Source organism: Caballeronia sp. LZ001, from assembly GCF_031450875.1.
GTDB lineage: Bacteria > Pseudomonadota > Gammaproteobacteria > Burkholderiales > Burkholderiaceae > Caballeronia.
Window position 1 is genome coordinate 1,126,218 of sequence record NZ_JARTVX010000003.1, and the last position, 23,185, is coordinate 1,149,402.

Consider the following 23,185-nt stretch of genomic DNA (forward strand, 5'->3'; position numbering starts at 1 on the left):
GCACGAGCTAAACCATTTTGGAGTTATACATGAATCACGTTAAGAGGATAGTGCTGACATTCGCGCGGCTCGCGGTGTGCTCGGTGTTAGCTGTCACTATGCTCCCTAACAATGCTAAAGCCGATGTCTCATGCCGCTCGAACTACACGAGTTTTACCATCACGATGCCGGGCACGGTTGCGGTTCCTCGCGACCTGGCCAATGGTTCCATGCTGACATCCTGGTCAATGATGCCGAACACGACCAACATGTACACATGTACATCGACTAACCTTACATATTCAGGAATAGACTTCGAACTCGCAGGCATGAGTTCGACCATGACGAGCTATACGGCCTCGTATAACGGCACCGCCTTCCCTGTCTATCAGACGACCCTTCCTGGCGTGGGAATCGCGATGGGAGGCAATCTGAATGCTCACGGACGCACGGCCGGTCCTATCGGATTTAATGGCATGGGCTTTCACTGGAACAGTAACGGCACCAATGACAATGGCGGTCAGTTGATCGTTGCCTTGGTGAAGATCGGTGACATCACTCCGGGCACGCTTTCGGGTTTGGTCGCACAAGGCTTTTCATGGGAAGGAGCCGTTACTCCACCTGCCGGAGATAATCCTGCGTCGGGGGTCATAAACTTCAACATTACGCCTGTCGTCGTGACCGTGTTGACTTGTCAGACACCAGACAAGACGATCCCCATGGGCATACACGGCCCAAGTGACTTGCCTACTGTTGGGTCGACGTCGAGCAATCCGGCATCGTTTACGCTCGACTTGAATAACTGCCCTGGTGGTGCGCCCGTAGCAGGCCTTTCGGTTGGGCAAATTAACAGCATTCAATACCGAATCGATCCGTCGAATGGTGCAGTGGCCGGCTTTGCCAACGTCGCAGCGTTGAGCGGAAGCCCATCCGCCGGTGGCGTCGGAATTCAGCTCTATGACAGCACCGGTGCAGTCTTTCCGCTTAGCGTGTACAAAGCTTTAAGCAACTTCAATAGCGCCACAGGCGGTAGCTACAACATTCCGCTCACGGCACGCTACTACAGAACAGGAACCCTCACTCCGGGACCGGCGAACTCGACCATGACGATGACTGTGCTGTACCAATAGAAGCGTAAAAAAACGTGTTTGCACCAATCAAGTTTATAAACATTCGGGAATGTAAGATGAACAAACTTAAGCTCATTCTAGTAGTCTCAGCATTGGCCGCCGCGAAGTCTGTGTTTGCAGTAGACGCGACGCTCAACTTCACAGGCACAATCATTCTGCCGACCTGCACGGTCGATTCGAGTAGCGCGAACCAGACGATCTCGCTCGACACGGCGAAGACGACCGATTTCGCGGCTGTGGGGTCCACTCAAAATCCTCGGCCGTTCAACGTGAAGTTGGCCGCTTGTGCTACGAACACCAACGTGACAATGACCGTGAATGGTACGAATGACACGTTGACCAGCGTGTTGAAAAACACCGGTTCAGCGGCGCAGGTGGGCGTGCAGTTGCTAAAGGCATCGAATGTTGGCGACACGACTGGATCGCCTATTACGCTTGGAAGCGCTGAATCGCTCGGTGCTGTGGATCAGACGAATGAGATGACCATCCCGATGGTTGCGCAGTTCTACCGACTTGGAGCAATGACGGGTGGTACGGTGACAGCAGTAGCTACAGTCAATTTCGCTTATAATTAACTGGTCTAAGGTTCGTTTTCCGAACTAACGATATGTGAACCAATCTTAAGGATTTAGCGCGCTCTAAACGCTCCCAGATTGACTGGTCGAATAGTCACCGCGCTATCCGTCAAACATCCGCGTGTCGTTGCATCGATACCCATACATGACGACCTCGGAAAACCCATTCTCGTCAACAGGTTCGAGAATTTTTATCAACGCTTTTACTTTAAATAGGTTCAAAAATGAGTATGCAGAAAATCACGCGAAGCGCACTCGCACAAGTCGATATCGCGGGCGCCGGTTCGACGTCATCTTCCTCATATACGAGCGTTACAATCAACATCAACCGAGCCGATACAACTGGTGGCCTCAAGTCCGGAATCGCGATATCTGTTCAGTAAGATAATCAGCTAGCGACTATGATTCGCGGAGCCATCACCGATGGCTCCGCGTTTTCTTAAAGCAGGGCTGCGACCTCTACGCCATGTCTGTCGCATCGGCGAACTTGCGCAGGAATGTACCCAAAGAATATGCCATTCGACATGAACATTATTCGTTGATTGCCACCGCTGCCCTATTGTGCGAGCGATAGGCGGGCCGCTACAAATGGCCCCTCATCGTTCTGAAGGACGACCGCTTTCTATTTTCCCAGAACCCACGCGTTGGCGTCAGACGTCCATACCATCTGACGATCCGCCAATGTCCCGCGGCTCGCGCCCAATAAACGCCGCACCTCGGTTCCTCCTGGCCTCCAGCGCATCGGCGATAAACTCTGCCAGCCTTCCGACATCTTTCCATCGCGAAGCCCTTCGCGCCGCATCCATATCTTCGCGCCGAATGATCGCCCTAAGCGTCTCCACCGCGAGTGAACGCAGCCATATGCGCAAGCCTTCATCGCCGAGCTTGGCAAACTCCTTATGCACATCGGGCAAAACGATTTTCGGCGAGCGCGCACGCAAAGTCGGAACCGCATCCGCATCCGCATCCGCATCCGCATCCGCATCCGCATCCGCAGCCGCAGCATAGGCAGGAACCGCAGACGCAACCTCGGCTGCAACCTGAATCGGACTTGGAACCGCCGCAGGAACCTGCACTGCAGTCGGAGCCGCAGCCGCCTCCACCTCCCGCCCTACCGAAACCAACACCGCCCCTAGTCTCACCGCAAACCCAGGATAAACCGCCTCCTCCTCCGCCACCACCCGGGCAAGCCGCATCAACAACTTCCTCAATGGCATCGTGCTTCGCATAGCGCCCATATCTCCAAGGCAAGCTCGTGCAAAGCCTCATAGGCTTCGATGCCATACTTGCTTTTCAGCGTGCGCAGCCCCGCGTCCGCATCACCGCCTCGCGCGACGTCTACCGCCAGCGGAATTCTGCTCTTGAAAAAGCGCGGCTGCGGCACGCCCTCTTCCGAGAACTTGCCCAGTCGTCCATGGAACAAGTCCTCCATCACGCGCGCGTGCAGGTTGTTCCTCTGCACCTTGGTCGCGACGATCCCAAGCGGCTCGAGCACGCGCCCAAACCGCGCACCAAAGCTCCGCACGTTCTGCACGATCTGGTAAATGCCCCAAGTCGAAACGATGTCCGGTATCGTCGGAATCACATAGCCCGTGGAAATGCGCAAGCCGTTCTTCGTGACGGAACCAAGACTCGGCGGACAATCGATAATCACATACTCGTAACGCTCAAGCACCGGCTCCAGCGCCTGACGCAAGACATCGAGCGGACTAATCAGAAAACCGGGGTTGTACGAGATCATCGCAATGCGCTCTTCGAAGTCGATCAACCGGATGCTCGAAGGCAAGAGATCGAGCCGCGCAATGCCGCCATCGACCGTGGAAACGCCGCGCACGATCGCCTTCTCTACATCGAACTTCGGCTTGCGATGCAGGTTGATCTTGTCCTCGAACAGCTGCGCGATGGTTTGCCCTTCGCGATCGAGTTCGTCCCAGCGCTTTTCGGAAATGAGATTGATGGTTGCGTTTGTCTGCGGATCGAGGTCGATCAGCAACACGCGCTTGCGCAACTCGTGCGCAAGCATTTCGGCGACGGCCACCGCCGTCGTGGTCTTTCCCACGCCGCCCTTGAGATTGATAAAGCTCAATACATGCGGCAAGTTACTTCTGTACATCGACATCTCGCTCCAGCACTAGCTTCGTTCGGGAGGGAGATTGTATGGATCGCTATGAAACCCCCGGCGCGCTTATCCCGTAATTAAGCCAGACGCCGATGCGCCATTTACCGCATCATCGGTTCTCGCGTCCGAAGGAACCAGCAACTCGCCAAATGCATCCGCCGAAAGCGGTCGCGCCAGCAAGAAGCCTTGCATTTCATCGCACATCAAGTCTTGCAGGCGATTCAATTGCGATCCCGTCTCGACGCCTTCCGCGACCACATCCATGTCCAGCGAATGCGCGAGTGCAATGATCGCCGATACGATCGCGCGCCCTTCGTGGCCGTTCTCGTCCAGCCCGCTGGTAAAAAACCGGTCGATCTTCAATTGCTTCGCGCGAAACCGCTGCAGATACGCGAGACTCGAATAACCCGTGCCGAAATCGTCGATGGCGATTTCGAAGCCATTGTCCTGAAACGCGCGAATCATCTCGATGGTGCGCGGCGCGTCCTGCATGGCGACGGTCTCGGTGATCTCGAACATGATCTGGTCGCTCGGCACGCTCTCTTCACGCACGATTCGCATCACGTTCGCCACGAGGTCCACTTCGTTCATCTGACGCGGCGACAAGTTGATGGCCACCTTCACCGCCGTGCCGCCCCTCGGCACGCCAGCGCGCGATATGTCGGCAAGTCTCGCGCACGACCCAGTAGCCGATCTGCACGATCTGCCCCGAGCGCTCCGCAATCGGAATGAATTCGAGCGGCGTCAGTACGCCGATCACGGGATGATCCAGCCGGATGAGCGCTTCCGCGCCCGCCAGCGTACCGTTGGCGCCGCGAAACTTCGGCTGGAACAGCAAATAGAAGTGTCCCGCGTTCAATGCCTCGTGCAACGCCTGCTGAATCTGCAAGGTCCGCACGGCGGCTTCGTTCATGCTCGCCTCGAAGAAGCGATAGGTGCTGCGCCCGCCGCGTTTCGCTTCGTACATGGCGATATCCGCGTGCTTGAGCAAGGCATCGACCGTGTCGCCGTCCTGCGGATAAAGCGCAATGCCGATGCTCGGCATTACCTGCAAGGTATGTTTCGCGACCATCAGCCCCTGACGCATGGATTCGAGCACGCGCTCGGCCATCTTTTCGGCATCGGCGGGCTCGGGAAGATTTTCCAGCATCACGACGAATTCGTCGCCGCCGATGCGCGCCACCGTATCGCCACCACGCACGCATTGTTGCAGACGCCGCCCGAACGCCTTCAGCACTTCATCGCCGATGGAGTGGCCGAGCGAATCGTTGATCGTCTTGAAGCCGTCGAGGTCCATGAAGAGAATGGCGAAGCCGTTGCCGCCCGACTGCGCGCTCTTGATTGCGCGCTCGATGCGCTCGGTGATCGTGCTGCGATTCGGCAAATCGGTCAGCGTGTCGAAGGTCGCCATGCGCACGATCTGTCCGTTCAGCCGCGAGACGGAGCCGGCGAGGAACGCGGTGCGCGCATCGAGGCGCGACAGCACCAGCGTGATGATCAGAATGGTGAGCGTAAAGAGCACGACGGTAGTCGCGAGCCAGTGTGTATCGACATCGTTGGCCGCGCCGCAGATCGAACCCGGCGCGAACTCGGCCGCCGCATTGCCGGTGTAATGCATGCCCGTGATGGCGATACCCATCACCAGCGCCGCCGCCGCGCGCTTGGTCAGAACGTGCGACTTATTCGCGTCAGACAAGGTCCGCGCAATCCACAACGCCGCGCCCGAAGCCACGATGGCGATCACGATCGACGCCGCGAACAGCGTCGGGTCGTAGACGATCGCGGGCAGCATGCGCATGGCGGCATCGCCCGTATAGTGCATGGCCGCGATGCCCGCGCCCATCATCACGCTGCTGACCACGAGCCGTCGCGCCGTGAGCTTTGCGCCGGTGATCACGTAGAGCGCGAAGAACGACGTCAGGACGGCGATGACCAGCGATCCCGTGGTGATCCAGAAGTCGTAGCCGAGCGGAATCGGCAACTGGAACGCCAGCACGCCGATGAAATGCATCGACCAGATGCCGAGGCCCATGGACGCCGCGCCGCCTGCGAGCCAGACGTGGCGCAGGCGCGACTGCCCAAGCATGGCGAGGCGGCCCGAAATGTCGAGCGCGGTGAAGGAGGCAAGCGTCGCGACGATCAAGGATGCCGCGACCAGCCATAAGTTATAGGTGCCGTGCATGTCCGGGCCGATGTCGAAGACTCAATAGTGTGAGCGTCTTATCGGCGCGGTATCGCGCTTCTTTAGCGTGCGGCTGCAATTAGTTCCGCACGCAACTTTTGTCCAGGTAAGAAGCGCTTCACAGTTGCGAATCAAGAAGCGCGGCCACGCGTTCGAGCACGCGTTCGCGCAAGGACCGACGTTGCCAATCTTCCAGCGTGATGCGTTTGGCTCGGGTCACGTCGTCGTCGAAGATAGCGGTCTGCTGGGCCGCGAAGTCGCGGTCGTAGATGTTGAGATTGGCTTCGTCGTTGAGCTTGAAAGACCGGCTGTCGAAGTTGGTCGACCCGACCGACACGAGATATTCGTCGACCACGATCAGCTTGCAGTGGAACATGGTCGGCTGATATTCGTACATCTCCACGCCCGCCGCGAGCAGGTCGCCCCAGCAGGCGCGCGAGGCTTCGCGCACCGTGTGTGTATCGATCCGCTTGCCCGGCGTGATGATACGCACGCGCACGCCGCGCTTCGCCGCTTCCACGATGGCGTTGATCGTCAGCTTGTCCGGCACGAAATACGCGCTCGACAGATGGATCGACGTCGTGGCGGCGGTGATCGCCATGAGATACATGAGTTGCATGTCGTCGCTGCCGCCCGAGGGCGATGAGCTGAACATGTGCGCGAGGCCGTCGCCCGCGGGCGCGATCTCGGGAAAGTAGTCGCCGCCGTGCAGCACGTTGCCCGTGGCCTTGACCCAATTGTCCATGAAGACCGCCTGCATCTGTCCCACCGCCGGGCCGGTTATCCTGAAGTGCGTGTCGCGCCAGTGCTTCTCGTCCTGAGCGTGTCCGGTCCATTCCTCGGCAATGCCGACGCCGCCCGTGTAGCCCGTATGACCGTCGATCACGAGCAACTTGCGGTGCGTACGGTCGTTCATGCGGCCAAGACCGGTCCAGTGCGGCTTGTGATACTGAATGACCTCCGCGCCCGCGTCCTTGAGCATCTGCAAGTAGCGCTTGTCCATCTTCGAGGAGCCGACCCAGTCGAGCAGCACGTGTACCGCGACGCCGGAGCGTGCTTTCTCGGCGAGCGCGGCGGCCACCTCTTCGCCTATCTTGCCCGACCAGTAGATGAACGTTTCGAAGGTAATGGTTTTCTTCGCCCCGCGAATGCCCGCGAGCATAGACGGGAAAATCTGATCGCCGTTGACGAGCATCTCGAAGCAGTTGCCATCCACGACGGGCGGGCCGAGCAACAGTCCCATCGAGCGGAGGAATTGCGGGTCGTCGCTCGCGTAGAGCCGTTCGATCTTGTGTTCGATCTTTTTTTCGCCGCTCGTCAGATTCGCGATCAGCAGCACGATGACCACGGTCACGACGACGGTCAGGACAATCACAGCAATCAGGGCAAGCGCCGGCATGCGGGGGTCTCGGTGAAGGAACTGGCGTCCGGGACCCACAGTGTATTGGGTTTTTGTTCAACCGCTAAATGCCGTCCAGCCTGCTTCCCGGCTCACCTTGGCGATTTCCTTGGCGATGGCGTCGCCCAGGCGCTTTTCATCGGACGATACATCCGCGTGCTTCGTCTCCGATACCGCGTGCATGCCGCCCGATACCGCGAGCGAACTCGCCACATGGCCCGCCGCCGCGCCGACGCCCGCCATTTCCGCGACGCCCGGTGCGTGGCCGCTGTCGCCCTTGGCATCGAACTGTTCGATGACTTGCGGCGCGCCGTGCGCCGGCTTGAAGACGAGTTGCACGTTCGCGCCTACCTTGCTTTCGCCCGCGCCAAGTCCGATCAGGACGCGCCGGCGGCGATTGCCCGCATCGATCGTGCTGAAGTCGCCGACCACGGCGAGCACGTTTTGATCGTCCGGCGGCGCGACGTTGGCGCGAATGGCGCGCAGACCCTGCGCTTGCAGCTTCGCGACGATTTCGTTGGCCACTTCCTCACGCGCGGCCGTGGCGTCCTGCGCTTGCTGTGCGGCGGAAGTGTCGCCCGAGAACGCGCTGGAAAGCTTCGACACGAGACCATGTTGATCGAGCTTGACTTGGGACGCGTCGCTATCGAATGCGTAGACGTAGATCACGTCGGGGCGTGCGACGGTCTGCGCGTTTGCGTTCGCACAACCGGCCATGAGCGCCGCTCCGGCAAACAGGCTTGCCACCGTCACGCGGCGAGCCAGCTTCAGCAGCGAGTGGAGCGAAGGGGTCTTGATCGAGTCGAACATGATGTGCACCTTTTATGCCGGCCGCGCCGGAAAGCAAAAATTCGGGGATATCGGACCGTATAACCGCGATCCTGGCTGTGCGTGATACGGCGCTTGGGTTCACTCGTTACCGCGATGTCTGCGTCACGCTGGTCGCCACTATGGACGATGCCCGCCGCGTGCGCCATCGAGCATTTATGTCGCGAGGTTTCACGTCTTTCGCGGCCTTCGCGGCCCGCGCCGGCGCACCGCTTGTGCAGAGGTGCACCACTTCTGGTTACCATGACCGCCAGGCGTCGCGCGAAGGGGCGCGCCGCATCCACGAATCGTTTTCAAGGAGCGCATATGGACCTCAAGATCGCCGGCAAGCTGGCATTCGTATCCGGATCGACCAAGGGCATCGGGCACGCCATCGCGGTGGGACTCGCGCGCGAAGGCGTGCGGGTGATCCTCAATGGCCGCTCGCAGGCTTCCGTCGATGCCGCCCTTGCCAAGCTCAAGGAGCAGGCGCCGGGCGCACAGGCCGAGGGTTTCGCGGGCGACGTATCGGATGCCGCTCAGGTCGCGGAACTCGTGAAGCGCTTCCCGAGTGTCGATATTCTCGTGAACAACATGGGCATCTTCGATCCCAAACCCTTCGAAGAAATTTCCGATGAAGAATGGCTGCGCTTCTTCAACGCCAACGTGATGTCGGGCGTGCGGCTTTCGCGCGCCTATCTGCCGAAGATGAAGGAGAAAAACTGGGGCCGCGTGGTGTTCATCAGCAGCGAGAGCGGTATTCAGATTCCCGTCGAGATGATTCACTACGGGTTGACCAAGACCGCGCAGTTGGCGCTGTCACGCGGTCTCGCCGAGACGTGTTCGGGCACGAACGTGACGGTCAATTCGGTCTTGCCCGGTCCGACGAGTTCGGAAGGCGTCACGGAATTCGCGGAGAAGCTCTCGGGCGGAAAGAGCCTGAAGGACTTCGAAAAGCAGTTCTTCGAGGAAGCCCGGCCGACCTCGATTCTCAAGCGCTTCATCACGCCCGAGGAGATTGCGAACACGGTCGTGTATGTGTGCTCGGAACTGTCTTCGGCGACCAACGGAGCGGCGGTTCGCGCGGATGGCGGCGTCGTGAAGTCGGCGTTCTAGCGCGACGCGTTCACTTCGGCGGCCTTTTCGAGCGCACTGACGATAGCCGCGACGGTTTTCTCGCGCGCGGCTTCGTCGTTCTGCCGCAGCGCATACGAAGGGTGATACGTGGCGACGATGAACTTGTCGCCATACGGCACCACGCGGCCGATATGCGCCTGCAAGGTCGCCCGCTTGCCGAGCAAGGCAGTCAGCGCCGTGGCCCCGAGCGTGACGATCACGCGCGCGCCGGTCTCCTGAAGCTCCTTGTCGAGCCAGTACGAACACGCTTCGATTTCCTGCTGCCCGGGCGTCTTGTGCAAGCGCCGCTTGCCGCGCGGCTCCCATTTGAAATGCTTGACCGCATTCGTGAGATAGACCTGCTCGCGCGGAAGCTGCGCGCGGCGCATGGCGTCGTCGAGTAACTGCCCTGCCGGGCCGACGAACGGTTCGCCCTTCAAATCTTCCTGATCGCCCGGTTGCTCGCCGAGCAGCATGATGCGCGCGTCGGCCGGGCCGCTGCCGGGCACGGCTTGCGTCGCGTGCTTCCACAGCGAACAGCGGCGGCATTCATCGAGCGATGTAGGCGCGTCGCGTTCGGGTTGCGCGGCGTCGGCTTCGACCTGCACCGCCTTGCCGCCGAGTGCGCCGACGCTGCGCGCCTGGCCGACACGCCGCGCGCCGCCGCGCGCATCGCTCACGAGCTTGGGAATGAGCGCGCCTTCGGGCAAACCTTTCCAGAACCGCACCGGCATATGCTGTTCGAGCGCGTTCTCGTTCAGCCGCGCCGGGTTGAAGATGCTGCGGTAGTAGGTCATCCAGAGCGCCTCGGCGGCGTCGGCTGCGTCGTTCGCGTGATCGGCGGCGAGCGCGCGGCGGCGCTCCAGTTGCAGGCGCTCGCCGTTGAAGAGCGCGGCGCCATCGGGCGTGGTGATGAGCCACGACGAGCGTCCCATGCGCGCCGCGAAGTGTTCGGCGGCCCAAGCGAGCACGTCGTGATCCGGCTCGTACCATGCGACGTACTCGGGCGCGCCGAGCGCCTCGTCGCGCTGCCGGAAACGCACGTAGGCGATCATGTCGTGCTGCGCGCGCCGCACGGCCTTGGCCATCTTGTAAAGCCGCGCGCCGTCTTCATCCGCGGGCGATGCCACCGAACGGTCGCCATGCGTCCAGCGCCATAGCACGAGATAGAGGAAGCTCCAGCGGCGTTCGTCGCGAAAGCAGGCTGCGTCTTTGAGCAACGCCGCCAGTTCCTTCGAAACGCGGATCTGTGCGGGCTTCACCTCGAAAGCGGCGGCGTCTTCAACGACGTCGCCGAACAGCGCAGGCGCTTGCGCCGCGCCTTCGGCCGTGCGCCATTCGATCGATTCGGGCGCGCGCTCTTTTGCCAGCGCGATGAGCGCCGCGCTCCGCCAGGAGTCGAAGTCGTCGTCTATCTCGATGACGTGCATGATCCGCTCAGATGAGCGACAACTGCACGGGCTCGGTCGCGAGCGAACGCCGCAACTGCTCCGTCGACGCTTCGCGCAACGGCGGCCGATAATCGTCCGTCACGATGAACGGTTTCACCTTGTCCATTGCGCAACGCAGCCGCGCGACATCGTGAAACCGCACGCGCCGCGAACGGCGCAACTCGACGATACGCTTGGCATTACGCATGCCGATGCCCGGCACTCGCGAGATCATGCGCACGGGCGCGGCGTTCAGATCCACCGGAAAGCGTTCGCGATGCGACAGCGCCCAGGCGAGCTTAGGATCGATATCGAGCGAGAGGTTACCGGCCGTTCCGAGCAACTCCTGCGCTTCGAAGCCATAGCCGCGCATCAGAAAATCCGCCTGATACAGCCGATGCTCGCGCAACAATGGCGGCGCCTGCGACGGCACACCCGACGGGCTGTCGGGGATGGGACTAAAGGCCGAGTAATAGACGCGCTTGAGCTGATAAGAACCGTACAGCGTTTCCGCCGTGCCGAGAATGGTGCGGTCATCGGTCTCGTCCGCGCCAACGATCATCTGCGTGCTCTGCCCGGCGGGCGCGAAACGCGGCGCGCGCGGCTCCGCTTCCGACTCTTCGCGCGCCACGCGAATGTTGCCCATCGCGAGCTTGATGGTGCGGCCGCTCTTCTCCGGCGCAAGACGTTCGAGGCTGATTTCGGTCGGCAGCTCGATGTTGACGCTCAAGCGGTCCGCATAACGCCCCGCCAGTTCGATGAGTTCCGGGTCGGCATCCGGTATGGTCTTCAGATGGATATAACCGCGAAAGCGATGCTTTTCACGCAGCGATCGCGCTACTTGCACGAGTTGATCCATCGTGTAGTTCGACGAACGGATCACGCCTGAACTGAGAAACAAGCCGTCGATGTAATTGCGGCGATAAAAGTCCAGCGTGAGCTTGACGACTTCGTCCGGCGTGAAGCGGGCGCGCGGCACGTTACTCGACCGGCGGTTGATGCAGTAGCGGCAATCGTACAGACAAAAGTTGGTCAGCAAAATCTTGAGCAGCGACACACAGCGGCCGTCCGGCGTGAAGCTATGGCAAATGCCCGAGCCCGTGCTCGCGCCGAGCCCGTCGATGCCGCGCGATTCCCGTTTCGGCGCGCCGCCGCTGGCGCACGACGCGTCGTACTTGGCGGCGTCAGCAAGAATTTCGAGCTTTTCGGACAGTTCCATCTTGGCTTTTATACTGTATATACGTACAGTATTCTATGGGTGTGAGTAGCGGAAAGCAATCGACCGTTTCGGCAGGCTTATTTGAGAGGATCATGGCCCCAGTTCATCAGCGAATAGCGCCAGTGCGAGTGCTCGACGTCATTCGGTCGTTGCGCGAGATGTCGCTTGATATAGCCGACCACTTTGCGCATATGCGCGTAGTCGTCATCGCTCAGGTCGGCTTTCTTCTTGCCAAGTATGTCGATAATGTGCCGCCCCGACTTGTGTCCCACGGACTCGCTGTTGCCGTCTTTCTGGCCAACTTCGCGGGATTGATCCGTCGCGAGCCACTTTTCTATCTGGTGCGGCGTCATGTTCACGAGGTCCTTGAAAGCCCCGTAGATTTGGGCTTCATCTTCGTCCGCAGGGTGTCCATGCTGCGCGTGTCGAGTGGTCATGAGCGTTCATCCGTTAAGTTTCTCGTCACGAAAGAGCAAGCCATGCACCCGGCAAGACGCCGCAAGCGTGCTAGCCTTTGTCCACTCACCTACGGAGAAATCAATGCGCTTTGATTACCGGTCCTTTCACATCGACTGCACCGCGCCACACGACGAAGACGGGAATTACCAGGCTCACGCGCGAATTACGCGCGCCTCTGAAGACGACACCGCGCATGTGGAAGTTTTCGATTCAGGCGATCTCGACTCCTTCCAGAGCCAGGCGGATGCGCTGCATTGCGCGCGCTCGTGGGCTATTGAGTGGTGTGACGAAGTGCTTGCCTAACCGCTAACTCGGTGTTCTTTCTTTTAGACGTCGACGGCTGAAAGCTGCTCGCTCGCAACGCGGCACGCCGATTGCGGTATGTAAGCAGCGACGTCGCTCCGGACACGAGGCGGCGCGCATCGAAATTCCACTCGGGAGGACATCATGAAGATTGCACAAAAAAGCTTGCTGGTATCGGCGCTGGTTCTGAGCTTGTCGGGCGCGGCATTCGCGCAGGGCGCGGGCGGTGGAGCAGGCGGCGGTGGCGGCACGGCAGGCGGTAACGGCGCGGGTCAAGGTGGCACGGGCATGAGCACACCGAACGCAAACGGCACGACGGGTTCGACCTCGGGCGCCACCGGTGGCGACACTTCCGGTTCGAACAGCAGCGGCTCGCACAAGATGGGCAAGATGAAAAAGGGCAGCTCGGGCATGTCGAACAACGGCATGTCGAACAACAGCACTGGCGGCCAGTCCAACTAAGTCGTCAACAGTTGAAAGCGCCCGGGCCTTGGTCCGGGCGCTTTAGTTTGTTCTTCATCGAATCGATGAATCAGCGCACGTCGGTCGTGAGCGAAAACGATGCCGTGATCGACTCGCCCGCTTGCAGCACGCCTCCTCCCTTCAGCGCCGGCTCGACATTCAAATTGACCCAGTCCGCGACATTGCTCACCGGCTCCACGCAAAGCAGTGAAGGAAACACGGCCGGCGCGTAGATCACCATGAAGTCCAGCGGTGCATCGGCGTTCAGCGTGACCGAGCGGCCTTCGTTCGGCCAGTCGATTGTCGCCGTGTGCTTCCAACCCGTGAAGTGGTTATCCAGATCGAAGCCGTTTGCAGACATGCCTTGCGTCGAAGTCAGTGCATCGACGCTAGCATGCGGACCGGCGTGCAGCGGCAGCGGATCGGGACTTGCATGCCACATCGAATCGACATTTGCGTGAACGAAAGTCGCTTCGGTGCGCGGAAAGTACGGGTGATGTCCCATGCCGAAGGGCATCGCTCTTGGCGAGAGATTGCGCATCGTGATCGTCACATGGAGCGCATGTGCGTCGAGCGTGATGCGCTGTTCGGCTTCGTAAGCGAACGGCCAGTGATGCGCGGCTTCTTGCGAAGGCTCGTGCCGCAAACTCAACGTCGCCTGCGCCTCCGATAACGCGCTCACTTGCCACGGCAGCCGCCACGCATTGCCATGCAGCGCGTGCGCAAAACCGTTGCCGTCGCCGGACAGATCGATCTCCACGCCATCGAAGGCAAAGCGCGCATCGCGAATGCGGTTGCAATACGGCAGCAACGGAAAACTGCCCATGCCGAGCGGATTCCTTGCAGCGAGCGCATCCGGCGTAGCGGGCCGCAGCCAGTGAACCACGCCGTCATCGCGCGTTTCGAAGAACGCAGCTATCGCACCGCCGATATGCGGAGCGAGCACAACACGCCGCGCGCCATGACGCAGTTCGACGAGCGCTTCATTCCCGCGGGCGTTGGAGTCTAGAGCGGCGTTCAATATGCAAACTGCCGGTAGCTTTCGTCGAAGGTGCGCGCCGTGCTTTCGACTTGCGGGTTGTAACGCAGCAAACGCTTCGCGCGAGCGGGCAAGCTGGCGAAGACATCGCGCGGCACGTCGATCCGCACTTCGGGCCGGAAATACCACGCCCGGCTGTAGCCGACCACGACCATCGGCCGGGGCGCACCGGAAAGATTCGGTGTGCCGCGATGCAAGCCGCGTACATCGCGAATCATCACGTCGCCAATTCGCATTGGCACGCGTTCGGCGGGGAAGCGGCCATCGGCGAGACCGGCGAGCGCTTCTTCGCGCGACATGCGATGCGTGCCGCGCGTGGTTTCAAGCGGACCGTTGCTGTCGTCGACATCGACGAGCGGAAAGTTCACCGCAAGCTGGAACGAAGGCGTTTCCGGCGCATCGTCGAAGAGCGCGGGCGTATCGCGATGCCAGTCCTGAAAGTCCGAACCGCGCACGGGCGTATCAGTTGCGAGCTGGCAAATGACCGGATCGGCGCCGGCTACGCGCTCGACGATGGCCACGATGTCCTCGTCGCAAAAAATCGATGGATCGGCAAATGCGCCTTCGAAAGGCAAGGTCACGTAATAGCGGCCTGGCCCGCGATTGCCGTCCGCTGCTTCTCTATGCGGCGCGAGCAAAGGCATGAACGCATCGCGCCAGGCTTCGATGGTTGCGCGTGGAAAGTGTTCCCGCAACAAAACGAAGCCATCGCGCTCGAAGTCCTGCGCGAGCGCATCTCTTGCGCTCTCGTCGTATCGGCCCATGCGTGTCGTCTCCTTGTTTTATGTTTGCCGAAGTAAAACCAAGAATGGCATGGGCGTAATCCGTCCGTCAATATTATTAGTAATTTTCCACGCAAAACCAGTGAAAACCCCGAGCGGCATTTCGCGGAATCATCATTAATATTAGCGGCACGCTCACGGATGAATCGCCGCCGTTACGACGGCGCGCCAGATGAAGAAAACCACCCAACGCCGCCCGACGATGACCGACATCGCGAAACTCACCGGAGTCTCGCAATCAACGGTATCGCTCGTGCTGAACAACGCGTCCGGCGCGAAGTTTTCCGACGCCACGCGCGACAAGGTGCTGCGCGCCGCGCACGAACTCGGCTATCGCATGACGCAGCGCGAGCCGCTTTCGTTCGCGCCGCTGGATACGGCGGAGCGCAATCTGATCGTCTATCTGGCCGATGAAATCTCGACCAGTCCGCATCCGGTGGTAAGCATCGACGGCGCGCGCGATGCCGCCTTCGCCCACGGCCGCATGCTCGCGGTTTATTCGACGCACGGCAACGCGGAAATCGAGGCGCGCGTGCTCGACGCGACGCTCGGCAATCCGGACGTGCTCGGCGTGATCTACGCGACGGTCTACACGCGCCGCGTCACCGTGCCCGCCGCGCTCGAACAGGTGCCGACCGTGCTGCTCAACTGCTATGCGAGCGAAGCGAACGTGTCTTCGGTCGTGCCGGCGGAGGTCGCGGGCGGCCACACGGCGACGGATCATTTGCTGGCGGCGGGGCATCGGCGAATTGGTTATATCAACGGCGAACCGTGGCAAGACGCGGCGCGCGACCGGCTCAAGGGTTATCGCACGGCATTGGCGACGGCGGACCTGCCGTTTGCGCCGGAACTGGTCCGCGAAGGCGACTGGGGACCGGCCACTGGATTCGAGCAGACGCTTTCATTGATGCGCGAGGCGAATCCGCCGACGGCCATCTTCTGCGCCAACGACCTGATGGCGCTCGGTGCAATCGAAGCGCTCAAGCAACTCGGACTGCGCGTGCCCGACGATGTCTCCGTGCTCGGCTACGACGATCAGGAGATCGCGCGCCATACGCATCCGCCGCTGTCGAGCGTGGTCTTGCCCAACTACGACCTGGGTCGCTGGGCCGTGGAAACGCTACTGCAGGAAGAACACAATCGCGCGGCCGGCGCACCGGTGCGACGCCGCACCGTGAAGCTGGACGGCCCGCTCATCGAACGCGGTTCCGTCAGGGAAATTACCGAAGCAAAGCAACTCGCAATTAATAATATTAGCGATGACGAGTCATAAACCGACTACGCTCTCGCCGGAAATCAACTCTCGCAGCAGCAGACCGGGCAACACATAAGCATCGGCATCAATAGAAGAAGGCACCCATCCCTATCGGAGGAAGACATGCTGTCGCTAGAAAAGAACACTCGCCTGGGCTTGCGCCCGCTCGCCGCCACGCTTGCCGCCCTGACGCTCGCCATGGGTTTCAGCGCGGCCCATGCCGCCGACGACGGCTTGCCGAAGATCGCCAACAAGAAGCCGCTCAAGGTCGGCTTTGCGCAGACCGAGAGCAACAATCCGTGGCGGCTCGCGGAAACCAAGAGCTTTAAGGATGTCGCCGCGAAATGCGGCTGGCAGGTGGTCATGACCGACGCGAACAGTTCGGCCGCGAAGCAGGTATCGGACATTCAAAGCATGATCGCGCAGCACGTCGATCTGCTCGTGTTCCCGCCGCGCGAAGAGAAGCCGCTCGTGCCGGTCATCCTGCAGGCCAAGAAAGCCGGCATTCCGGTGATACTCGTCGACCGCAACGTCGATCAATCGACGGTGAAGGCCGGCCGCGACTACATCACGTTCATCGGTTCGGACTTCATCGATCAGGGTCAACGCGCCGCCGACTGGCTCGTTAAGGCGACCAACGGCAAGGCGACGATCATCGAACTGGAAGGCTCGACGGGCGCCTCCGCTGCAAACGACCGCAAGAAAGGTTTCGACGATGTCATCGCGAAGAACTCGGGTATGAAGATCGTCGCGTCGCAAAGCGGCGATTTCGCACGCGACAAGGGTCGTCAGGTCATGGAAACGCTGTTGCAGGCGCATCCGGACGTGACCGCCGTCTACGCGCATAACGACGAAATGGCGCTCGGCGCGATCGCGGCGATCAAGGCGGCCGGCAAGCAGCCGGGCAAGGATATCGTGCTCGTGACCATCGACGGCACCAAGGGCGGACTCGAAGCCATTCAGGCGGGCGAACTGGGCGCAAGCGTGCAGTCGAGTCCGTTCTTCGGCCCGCTCGCGTGCGACGTCGCGCAGAAGTTCGCGAAGGGCGAAACCATCCCGCCGTGGGTCAAGGTCTCGGACCGCTTCTACGACAAGAGCAACGTCAAGGAAAGCATGCAGTACGGGTATTGAGCGCAGTTGGCTGGTTCGCGGGCGTCTATCCACGGACGCCCGCTCTTTTCTCCGGACGAACACCGACGCCATGCCCAACGCTCCCCTCCTCGACATGCAGGACATCGACATCGCTTTCGGCGGTGTGCCCGCATTGAAGCGCGCCCGCCTCACCGTGACGGCGGGCGAAGTGCACGCGCTCATCGGCCAGAATGGCGCAGGAAAGTCCACGCTCATCAAGATTCTCACGGGCGCGTATAGAAAGACCGCGGGCACGATTCGCTTCGATGGCCGCGAAACCGATTTCCGCACGCCCAAGGAAGCGCGTGAAGCGGGCATCAGCACGATCTATCAGGAGATCAATCTGGTGCCGTTCCGGTCGGTGGCCGAGAACATCTTTCTCGGACGCGAACCGCGCCGCTTTGGACTCATCGACTGGAAAACCGTGCAGCGGCGCGCGCATGTATTGCTCGAATCGTTCGGCCTTCACATCGACGTCAAAAAACCCGTACGGGAATATTCCACCGCCATTCAGCAGATGGTCGCGCTGGCGCGCGCGGTATCGTCGGATGCGAAGATGGTGATCATGGACGAATCGACTTCCTCGCTCGACGAGCGCGAAGTCGAATTGCTGTTCACGGTCGTGCGCCGCTTGCGTGACGACGGCCGCGCGGTCATCTTCGTGTCGCACCGGCTGGATGAACTCTATGCACTGTGCGACCGCGTCACGGTGATGCGCGACGGCCAGACCGTCGCCGAAAGCAGCATGCAGGAGATGGACAAGCTCAAGCTCGTCACGACCATGCTCGGCCGCACGCTTGCCGCCGTCGTGCATGAAGACGATGCCGTGAAGGAAGCGAATCTCGCCAAGCGCGGCGCGGTGGCGTTGCGCGCGCAGGGTCTCTCGGCGGGCGCAAAAGTCACCGACGTCACGCTCGATGTCCACGCGGGCGAAGCCGTCGGACTCGCCGGATTGCTCGGCTCGGGTCGCACGGAAACCATGCGCCTGTTGTTTGGCGCGGACCGTCCGTCCAACGGCACACTCGCGGTCGACGGCGCGGAGGTCGCATTCAAGTCGCCGAAAGACGCCATCGCGCGCGGCATCGCTTATCTCACCGAGGATCGCAAGGCCGAAGGCATCGTGCCGGAGCTTTCCGTGCGCGACAACCTCACGCTCGTGTGCCTGCCGGCGCTGACCAGACGCGGCGTGATCGACGTGGCCAAACAGCGCGAAATCGTCGATGGCTTCATCACCTCGCTCGGCATCAAGCTGCGCTCGCCGGATCAGCCGATCCGCGAGCTATCGGGCGGCAATCAGCAGAAGGTGCTGCTCGCGCGCTGGCTCGCGACCAACCCGCGTCTCTTGCTGCTCGACGAACCCACGCGCGGTATCGACGTCGGCGCGAAAGCCGATGTCGCGAAAATCGTGCGCGAGTTGCGCGATGCGGGGCTTGCGGTGTTGCTGTCGGCATCGGAACTGGAAGAGTTGACGGCGGTGGCCGATCGCGCGGTCGTGATCCGCGACGGCGAAACGGTCGCGCAACTGGACGGCGCGCAGATGACCGAGACCTCGATCATGGATGCGATCGCTTACGGCACGGGCGAGGAATCGACATTGGCTTCGGCCGCTCAAGGAACCGAGTCGTGATAGAGAAAACCAGCGCACCTATCGTCGCGGATACCGCGCCCGCGCGGAAGAAAAAGCGCGGCATGGCGATTCAACGCGAGATCGTCGTGCTCGTCGCGATGATCCTCTTCAACCTGCTCTTTACCGATCACTTCTGGTCGCTGCAGACCTTCAACGTGAACCTTACGCAGGTGGTGACGATCGTGATCGTCGGCATCGGCATGACGCTCGTGGTGGCGACAGGCGGCATCGACCTGTCCGTGGGCGCTTCGATGGCCATCTCCGGTGCGCTCGCGCCGATGCTCTTCATGAACATCGACGGGCCGGGCGGCTTGCTGCTCGCATTCACCTTGCCGATCGTGGCGGCGGCACTATGCGGCGTCTTCAACGGCTTTCTCGTGACGCGGCTGAATGTGCAGCCTATCGTCGCGACGCTCGTGCTGTTCATCGCGGGACGCGGCATTGCGCAGGTCGTCACCGATGGCAGCCTGCAGGCCTTCAACAATCCCGCGTTTCAGTGGATTGCGCTGGGCCGCGTGGCGGGCGTGCCGTTTCAGATCCTGCTCATGCTCGCGCTCGTCGCCATCTTTACGTGGATCGTGCGTAAGACGCTCTTCGGCAAATATCTGCTCGTGACGGGCGGCAACGAGGAAGCGGCATATCTTTCCGGCATTCCGACCGCGCGCGTGAAGATGATCGCGTACACGGCGTGCGCGGCGCTCGCGGGTCTGGCTGGACTGATTTCGATCTCGGTGAATTCGTCGTCGGATGCGAACGTGGTCGGCCTCGGCGTGGAACTCGATGCCATCGCGGCCGTGGCCGTCGGCGGCACCGCGCTCACGGGCGGCAAGGCGTATATCACGGGCACGCTGATCGGCGCGCTCATCATCCAGTTGCTGCGTTATACGCTGCTTGCACACGGCATTCCGGATGCCGCCGCGCTGGTGCTGAAAGCTGCGATCATCATCGCCGCCGTGTACGTGCAGAGAAAGCGAGGCTGACGACGACATGAAGAAGAACCTCCCGATTCTCATCGCGCTCGCGGCGCTGCTCGTGCTTGGCGTCGTGCGGTACGAGCACTTTGCATCCGAATACAACGTGACGTCGTTCTGGCGCTACAACTCCATGTTCGCGCTGATTTCCATCGGCATGGCGTTCGTCATCATCACGGGCGGCATCGATCTGTCGGTGGGCGCGGTGGCCGCGCTCGCAAGCGTGGTCGCGGCGCTCGCGAGTCCGCATGGCGGCGTGGCGGCGGTGCTCGCGGGCTCGGCTGCCGGTCTCGCGGTGGGCCTGCTCAACGGGCTCGTGATCACGCATCTGCGGATACTGCCCTTCATCGTTACGCTGGCGACGAGTCTCGGCGCGCATGGCCTCGCGCTTCTGCTCGGCCATAACGATGCCGTCGCCATCTCGTCGGACACCAGCTTCGCCAACTTCGGCCAAGGCGATCTCTTCGGCTTGCCAATTCCGGGGCTCGTCGCGGCCGCGGCGGCGATTGTCGGCTGGATCGCGCTGCGCAGCTCGCGCTTCGGGCGGCATGCGCTGGCTATCGGCGGGAGCGAGGAAGCATCGCGTCTGATGGGACTGAATGTGGATCGCACGCTCGTCGCCGTGTATGCCGTGAGCGGCTTGCTCGCGGGCATCGCCGGCGCGATTCTCGCGGCGCAATTCGGCGCGGGACAGCCGAACGAAGGCATCGGCTGGGAACTGTTCGCGATCTCGGCGGTGGTGCTCGGCGGCACGCGTCTGACAGGCGGCGACGGCTCTATCGCGATGACCATTGCGGGCGTCGCGCTGCTCGGCCTCGTCTTCAATCTGCTCAACTTCGAGAATGGCCTGGGCTATATCTCGTTATCGGCTTACTGGCAGTCGGTGATTCGCGGGTTGTTCCTGCTGCTCGTGATCGTGCTGCAGGCGCGGGTGCTGAACAGGAAAGCGATGGTGGCCAAGGTGGCGCGGTAGAGTTTGGATGTTGCACGAGCGTTGGAGCTTGATGAAGTCTATCGCGACGAAACGCCGCTTTAGCAAGCAGCGCCGCGCTTTGCGATCGATGCAAACGGCAAAGTGCGGACCCTTCCCCGCGAACGCGTGAAGGGTCCGGTCATGCCTGGGGCACTCTGCTCGCTGCATCGCCATGGAAAGTGGCACGGAGCAGCGAGAGGTGTTGTGGTCGGCATGCTCCTCGCAGGAACAATCGCCCGGCTTACCCAAGCGTTAGGGCGACGTCTTTTGGTTCGGCGGAGTTGCAAACACCGTTCCCGGCACAAGCGGGGCCGGTTTGAGTTGACGCGTAAGAACGAAGTTGAGCGCATCCTTCGCGCGCATGTCGTCGGGGCGAATGGCCAGCGCCTGACGCAGCGCACCTTCCGCCTCGGTGAATCGGCCGAGATTGAGCATGGCCATGCCTAAACCGATGCTCGCCTCGAAAAACGGCTGACGCCGTGCCAAAGCTTCCTTGAAGTGCGCCTCGGCTTCGGCCGGATTGAAGCGTCGTTCCGACACATTGCCCAGACCGCAATAGGCTTCCGCGGATTTGGGATCGATGTCCAGCGCACGATGAAATGCAGTGTCGGCTTCGGTTAGACGAACGGCGGCGCAAAGGACATCACCGAGCGCAAGATAGCCGGAGACCGACTGCGGCTGCGCTTCGATGGCAGCATGCGCTGCAACCTCGGCTTCCGGCAGACGCTGCCGACGGCGCAGCAGATCAGACAGCGCGCAATGCGCCTGAACCATGTCCGGCTGATGATGGATAGCCTGGCGAAAAGCGTCCTCGGCTTCCGACTCGCGCTTTTCGTCGCTGAGGATGCAGCCGAGCATCCAGTGCGCGAGAGAAGAATCCGGCCTGATAGCCAGCGCTTCACGGCAAAAGGATGCGGCGTCGGCGAACCGCTTTTGATCTGCCATGACAAGCGCCAGATTGACGACAATCTCGGCGGACGTGGGCTGCAAAGTCCGCGCCTCGTTCAACAACGTCTCTGCTTCGGCGAAGCGGCCAAGCTGGCGCAACACCAGCGCAAGATTGTTTTTTGCTACAACCGAGGAAGGATTGGCCTCGATGTCTTGACGAAACTTCGCTTCGGCTTCAGCAAATGTCATCGTTACGTTTCGATCATTGTCTTCAAGCATGGTGATTATTTCTCTTGCGTAGGAAACCAAACTAATTCGATCTCAGGTAGATCTCTGTTATTTCGTCTTGCGGACGGGAGATGAGGCGTTCGCTTGATCCCTCTTCGCGAATCAAGTCGCGGCGTTGTTTCCACATTCGTACCGGTGCCCGCAAAAACGAAGGCCGAACGATAACGCATCGATTTCAGTATAGTGCAAAAAGTTATGACCAAATCCACCCTGGCCCAGCCATTGAACCACCAAACAAGCCGCCTATGAAACCACTCTCCTCAAGACTCGCCGCATTCGTTTTTATCGCTTTCGGCGCCATTGCCGCGCCTGTTTCCTCGCAAGCCGAGGAGCTTCATGTCATGAGTTCAGGAGGCTTCACCGCCGCCTATAAAATCCTCGGCCCGAAATTCACGGCCGCAACCGGCAATACGCTCGATACCCAACTCGGCCCGTCGATGGGCAAGGCGCCCGAAGCCATCCCCAATCGACTCGCGCGCGGCGAACCCGCCGATGTCGTCATCATGGTGGGCTACGCGCTCGACGATCTCATCAAGGAAGGCAAGGTCATGCCGGACTCGCGTGTCGAACTCGCCGATTCGCGCATCGGCGTATCGGTGAAAGCGGGTGCGCCGAAACCCGACATCGGCAATGTCGATGCATTGAAGGAAACGCTGCTGCACGCAAAATCGATCGCTTATTCGGACAGCGCGAGCGGCGTTTATATCCAGAACGAGATGTTCAAGAAGCTCGGCATCGAAGATCAGGTGAAACCCAAGGCGAAGATGATCCCGAAGATTCCCGTGGCCTCGGTCGTCGCGGACGGTCAGTACGAACTCGGCTTCCAGCAAGTGAGCGAACTGTTACCGGTACAAGGCGCGGATTTCGTCGGCAGGATTCCGGAGTCCGTGCAGTCCGTCACGCGTTTCGCAGCGGGCATTCCGGTTGGCTCGAAGCACCCGGAGGAGGCGCGCGCCTTGCTTCGCTACCTCGCTTCGCCGCAGGCACAAGACACCGTGCGCGCCACCGGACTCGACCCGATCGCCGCGCATTGAAGCGCAGGCAGGTGCCA

At 61.1% G+C, this 23,185-nt stretch carries 21 protein-coding genes and 1 pseudogene; 11 read left to right on the top strand and 11 right to left on the bottom strand.

Annotated elements, in window-relative coordinates:
• The first annotated feature begins 29 nt into the window (after positions 1-29).
• Positions 30-1,109, top strand: coding sequence for a fimbrial protein (locus P9292_RS09635; RefSeq protein ID WP_309847183.1), 1,080 nt, complete (start codon positions 30-32; stop codon positions 1,107-1,109).
• Between the two features lie 56 nt (positions 1,110-1,165).
• Positions 1,166-1,684: a fimbrial protein gene (locus P9292_RS09640; protein ID WP_250527647.1), complete on the top strand. Its 519-nt coding sequence runs from the start codon at positions 1,166-1,168 to the stop codon at positions 1,682-1,684.
• A gap of 650 nt (positions 1,685-2,334) precedes the next feature.
• Here the strand turns inward: P9292_RS09640 and P9292_RS09645 are convergent.
• The 5 genes and pseudogenes from P9292_RS09645 to P9292_RS09665 form a co-directional block, all read right to left on the bottom strand.
• On the bottom strand, positions 2,335-2,913 hold the full coding sequence (locus P9292_RS09645; RefSeq protein ID WP_309958687.1) for a hypothetical protein: 579 nt from the start codon (positions 2,911-2,913) through the stop codon (positions 2,335-2,337).
• Positions 2,892-3,797 (bottom strand): AAA family ATPase, encoded by a 906-nt coding sequence (locus P9292_RS09650; RefSeq protein WP_309958688.1) that lies wholly within the window; start codon positions 3,795-3,797, stop codon positions 2,892-2,894. Before P9292_RS09650 ends, P9292_RS09645 begins: the two co-directional genes overlap by 22 nt.
• 72 nt (positions 3,798-3,869) lie before the next feature.
• Positions 3,870-5,985 (bottom strand): annotated as a pseudogene (locus P9292_RS09655) (putative bifunctional diguanylate cyclase/phosphodiesterase).
• A 118-nt stretch (positions 5,986-6,103) separates the two neighbouring features.
• Positions 6,104-7,384, bottom strand: a complete 1,281-nt coding sequence (gene cls / locus P9292_RS09660; RefSeq protein ID WP_309958689.1) for a cardiolipin synthase — start codon at positions 7,382-7,384, stop codon at positions 6,104-6,106.
• Between the two features lie 57 nt (positions 7,385-7,441).
• The gene (locus tag P9292_RS09665) at positions 7,442-8,194 is read right to left on the bottom strand and encodes a DUF4410 domain-containing protein (protein ID WP_309958690.1); all 753 of its coding nucleotides are present in this window, start codon (positions 8,192-8,194) and stop codon (positions 7,442-7,444) included.
• 324 nt (positions 8,195-8,518) lie between these two features.
• On the opposite strand from P9292_RS09665, the gene P9292_RS09670 reads away from it, so the two are divergent.
• Positions 8,519-9,307, top strand: a complete 789-nt coding sequence (locus P9292_RS09670) for an SDR family NAD(P)-dependent oxidoreductase (RefSeq protein WP_250494540.1) — start codon at positions 8,519-8,521, stop codon at positions 9,305-9,307.
• Here the strand turns inward: P9292_RS09670 and P9292_RS09675 are convergent.
• The 3 genes from P9292_RS09675 to P9292_RS09685 all read right to left on the bottom strand — a co-directional run bounded on the left by P9292_RS09675 (position 9,304) and on the right by P9292_RS09685 (position 12,393).
• Positions 9,304-10,737 carry a UdgX family uracil-DNA binding protein gene (locus P9292_RS09675; RefSeq protein WP_309847025.1) on the bottom strand — a complete coding sequence of 478 codons (1,434 nt, stop codon included), beginning with the start codon at positions 10,735-10,737 and terminating at the stop codon, positions 9,304-9,306. The two genes, P9292_RS09670 and P9292_RS09675, sit on opposite strands and share 4 nt — an antisense overlap.
• A 7-nt stretch (positions 10,738-10,744) precedes the next feature.
• Complete coding sequence (locus tag P9292_RS09680) at positions 10,745-11,956, bottom strand: putative DNA modification/repair radical SAM protein (protein ID WP_309958691.1); 1,212 nt, start codon at positions 11,954-11,956, stop codon at positions 10,745-10,747.
• Between the two features lie 77 nt (positions 11,957-12,033).
• On the bottom strand, positions 12,034-12,393 hold the full coding sequence (locus tag P9292_RS09685; RefSeq protein WP_250469307.1) for a DUF3140 domain-containing protein: 360 nt from the start codon (positions 12,391-12,393) through the stop codon (positions 12,034-12,036).
• Here P9292_RS09685 and P9292_RS09690 point away from each other — a divergent pair.
• Positions 12,392-12,718, top strand: a complete 327-nt coding sequence (locus P9292_RS09690; RefSeq protein ID WP_409015138.1) for a hypothetical protein — start codon at positions 12,392-12,394, stop codon at positions 12,716-12,718. The genes P9292_RS09685 and P9292_RS09690 overlap by 2 nt on opposite strands.
• A gap of 144 nt (positions 12,719-12,862) precedes the next feature.
• On the top strand, positions 12,863-13,180 hold the full coding sequence (locus tag P9292_RS09695) for a hypothetical protein (RefSeq protein ID WP_244830849.1): 318 nt from the start codon (positions 12,863-12,865) through the stop codon (positions 13,178-13,180).
• Positions 13,181-13,250: 70 nt separating this feature from the next.
• Here the strand turns inward: P9292_RS09695 and P9292_RS09700 are convergent, their stop codons facing one another.
• Positions 13,251-14,201: an aldose 1-epimerase gene (locus P9292_RS09700; protein ID WP_309958692.1), complete on the bottom strand. Its 951-nt coding sequence runs from the start codon at positions 14,199-14,201 to the stop codon at positions 13,251-13,253.
• The gene (locus P9292_RS09705; RefSeq protein ID WP_309958693.1) at positions 14,198-14,983 is read right to left on the bottom strand and encodes a phytanoyl-CoA dioxygenase family protein; all 786 of its coding nucleotides are present in this window, start codon (positions 14,981-14,983) and stop codon (positions 14,198-14,200) included. The genes P9292_RS09700 and P9292_RS09705 overlap by 4 nt, the downstream gene beginning before the upstream one ends.
• Before the next feature lie 190 nt (positions 14,984-15,173).
• On the opposite strand from P9292_RS09705, the gene P9292_RS09710 reads away from it, so the two are divergent.
• From P9292_RS09710 to P9292_RS09730, 5 genes are all read left to right on the top strand, one after another.
• A complete protein-coding gene (locus tag P9292_RS09710; protein WP_244830852.1) occupies positions 15,174-16,274 on the top strand; it encodes a LacI family DNA-binding transcriptional regulator in 1,101 nt (366 codons plus the stop codon).
• A 105-nt stretch (positions 16,275-16,379) separates the two neighbouring features.
• Positions 16,380-17,387 (top strand): ABC transporter substrate-binding protein, encoded by a 1,008-nt coding sequence (locus P9292_RS09715; RefSeq protein ID WP_244830853.1) that lies wholly within the window; start codon positions 16,380-16,382, stop codon positions 17,385-17,387.
• Positions 17,388-17,457: 70 nt separating this feature from the next.
• The gene (locus P9292_RS09720) at positions 17,458-19,014 is read left to right on the top strand and encodes a sugar ABC transporter ATP-binding protein (RefSeq protein ID WP_309958694.1); all 1,557 of its coding nucleotides are present in this window, start codon (positions 17,458-17,460) and stop codon (positions 19,012-19,014) included.
• A gap of 62 nt (positions 19,015-19,076) precedes the next feature.
• Positions 19,077-19,994 carry an ABC transporter permease gene (locus tag P9292_RS09725; RefSeq protein WP_244831005.1) on the top strand — a complete coding sequence of 306 codons (918 nt, stop codon included), beginning with the start codon at positions 19,077-19,079 and terminating at the stop codon, positions 19,992-19,994.
• A gap of 7 nt (positions 19,995-20,001) precedes the next feature.
• The gene (locus tag P9292_RS09730; protein WP_250469299.1) at positions 20,002-20,958 is read left to right on the top strand and encodes an ABC transporter permease; all 957 of its coding nucleotides are present in this window, start codon (positions 20,002-20,004) and stop codon (positions 20,956-20,958) included.
• A 252-nt stretch (positions 20,959-21,210) separates the two neighbouring features.
• On the opposite strand, the gene P9292_RS09735 is transcribed toward P9292_RS09730, so the two are convergent.
• Complete coding sequence (locus tag P9292_RS09735; RefSeq protein ID WP_309958695.1) at positions 21,211-22,095, bottom strand: tetratricopeptide repeat protein; 885 nt, start codon at positions 22,093-22,095, stop codon at positions 21,211-21,213.
• A 284-nt stretch (positions 22,096-22,379) separates the two neighbouring features.
• On the opposite strand from P9292_RS09735, the gene P9292_RS09740 reads away from it, so the two are divergent.
• The gene (locus tag P9292_RS09740; RefSeq protein WP_309958696.1) at positions 22,380-23,168 is read left to right on the top strand and encodes a substrate-binding domain-containing protein; all 789 of its coding nucleotides are present in this window, start codon (positions 22,380-22,382) and stop codon (positions 23,166-23,168) included.
• Positions 23,169-23,185: the final 17 nt, after the last annotated feature.